The sequence below is a fragment of the Tsukamurella pseudospumae genome (assembly GCF_001575205.1).
Classification (GTDB): Bacteria; Actinomycetota; Actinomycetes; order Mycobacteriales; family Mycobacteriaceae; genus Tsukamurella; species Tsukamurella pseudospumae.
In genome coordinates, this window is sequence record NZ_LSRE01000053.1 from 1 (window position 1) to 2332 (window position 2332).

2 protein-coding genes are annotated in these 2332 nt (G+C 65.6%); both read right to left on the reverse strand.

Annotated features, from left to right (window positions below; genetic code table 11):
- Window positions 1-138: 138 nt before the first annotated feature.
- A complete protein-coding gene (istB, locus tag AXK61_RS24100) occupies window positions 139-981 on the reverse strand; it encodes an IS21-like element helper ATPase IstB (protein ID WP_231855662.1) in 843 nt (280 codons plus the stop codon).
- A complete protein-coding gene (istA, locus tag AXK61_RS24105; RefSeq protein WP_068747211.1) occupies window positions 978-2258 on the reverse strand; it encodes an IS21 family transposase in 1281 nt (426 codons plus the stop codon). Before istA ends, istB begins: the two co-directional genes overlap by 4 nt.
- Between the last annotated feature and the right edge of the window lie 74 nt (window positions 2259-2332).

Genomic DNA, 2332 nt, shown 5'->3' on the forward strand with positions numbered 1-2332 from the left:
CCCGTTCCTCGTGCACGCGGCGCAACCACTGTTGCCGGGGCCCGGACGGGGCGCGCGGTTCCTCGCGCAGCCCGKTGTCAACGGCGGGTGAAATCTGATCAGCAGACGACGGCTGAAAGTTGAGCAGCTGTCGGGTGTTTAGTCGCGATCCTTGCCGAGGAGTTCTCGGCGGGATCTGGTGCGGTAGCTATCGCCCGAGAGGGTGAGAACCTCCGCGTGGTGGACCAGTCGGTCGATCATCGCGGCTGCGACGATGTCGTCGGAGAACGTCTCGCCCCAGCGGCCGAACGGCAGGTTGCTGGTGACCATGATCGAGCCCTGCTCGTAACGGGTGCTCACGAGCTGGAAGAACAGGTTCGCCGCGTCCGGGTCGAACGGGATGTAACCGATCTCGTCCACGATGATCAGCTTGTAGCGTTTGATCTTCTTCAGCTCGGCCTCGAGTCGGCCGGCCTGGTGCGCGGCGGTCAGGCGGGCGATCCAGTTCGTCGCGGTGTCGAAGAGCACGGAGTAGCCGTTCTGCGCGGCCTTCACTCCGAGCCCGATCGCCAAATGGGTCTTCCCGATTCCAGGCGGCCCGAGCAGGATCACGTTCTCCGACTTCGCCACGAAGGTGCCGGTAGCCAAGTGCGCCAACACATCGCGGCGCAAGGTCGGTAGGTGGTCAAGGTTGAAGTCCTCCAAGGTCTTCACCGCCGGGAAGTGGGCGGTGCGGATCCGCATGATCGTGCCCGCCGCCTCGCGGTCGGCGACCTGCCGCTGCAGGACAGCAGCGAGGTATTCCTCGTGCGCCCAGTTCTCCGTCCGGGCCTGGTCGGCGAGGTCCTCCCATACCCGCCCGATGGTCGGGGTCTTCAATGCCCGGGCGAGGTAGGCCAGCTGGGAGCTGACCTTCTCCGCCCGTTCCGGCAGCAATGTGACCACGCTGCCGTCGTCGATCTCCGCTGCCTTCGCGGCGGTCGCGGTCTTTGCTGGACTCATAGATTCTGCTGCCTTTCAACGGTTTCCGTGGTCTGTGATGGTGGTGCGGTGAAGTCGGTAACGCCGAACAGGGCGTCGTAGTCCGGCAGGGCTCGGAGCGCGACCCGGTGCCCGTCAGGGTGTTGCCGCGAGGGCTGCTGCCGGCCGATCTCCTGGTAGCGGGCCCGCAGCAGCTGCGCTGCCGCAACGTGCTGCGGGTCGGTGACGTTGGCGTGTTTGGCCCACGACCGGCGATGGAATGCGACCCTGCTCCCGTCGCAAATCGCGGTCACTGTCGTTGGGGTGGCGGTGATGTCGACGAACTTGCCGATCACCCTCGGGTCGATCGAGTAGTCGTTACCGTCGACCCGGACGTAGTAGTCGCGTCCGAGTCGAACCCGGGTCCGCAGGCCGGTCATCGGGGCCATCGGCGGCAGGATCGTCATCGCCTGGAAGTCGGTAGCGAAGGCCTCCGCAGGCCGGCTTCCGGTGGCCCGCACCAGTCTGCGGTTCGCGGTCTGCGTGAGCCACTCAGTGACCTGGGCATTGAAATCAGCTGGGCTGGTGAACATTCGGCCCGGTAGGAACGAGGTCTCCAGATACTGGTTCGCCCGCTCGACGATGCCCTTGAACTCCGGATCACGCGCCGGAGCCAACACGATTCGAGTGGCGAGGGTGCCGGCGAACCCAGCAACCTCGACCGTGGGTTTGCCGGTGCCGCCGATCGCGGCCTCACGATCCCAGACCAGCGATTTGGGGACCCGGCCCCAGCCCTCGATGACCTGCCACATTCCGGCCAGCAGATCGCCGCCCTGCCGCGAGGGCAGCATCACCGCCGAGATCAACCGCGAGAACCCGAGCACCATCACCAGTACCGGTAGAACGCGGTCCTGACCAGGTCCGACCGGGATCCTCGCATCCGGGAACCACAGATCGCACTGCGCGATCTTCCCCGGTTCATACGAGATCCGATCGGCCGGATCCACGCCCTGAAACTCCGGCCGGATCTCCCGCAGCCGATCCTTGAGCGTGGTCAACGAATACGGCCAACCGATCCGCTGCGCGATCACCGTCGCCGGCATCGTCGGCCACTGCGACAGCAACACCCGGATCTGCGGCTCGAACGCATCGACCACCGAGCCGACCCGTGCCCTCTTATACTTCGGTGGCCGATCCGACGCTAACGCCGCCCGAACCGTGTTCCTCGCGATGCCCAGCTGCCGAGCGACCTCCGCCTTCGGCAGCCCTTCCGAATAGTGCAACCGGCGGATCTCCGCCCAGTCCTCCACAGTGATCACCCCTCAACAGGTAACCGGGCTGCTCAACTTTCGCCCGTCGATCACTGCTCAGTATTCAGCCGTCGTCGACAAGT

Excerpts from the sequence above, each read along its gene's own strand:
- istB (WP_231855662.1), bottom strand. The coding sequence starts at position 981 with ATGAGTCCAGCAAAGACCGCGACCGCCGCGAAGGCAGCGGAGATCGAC.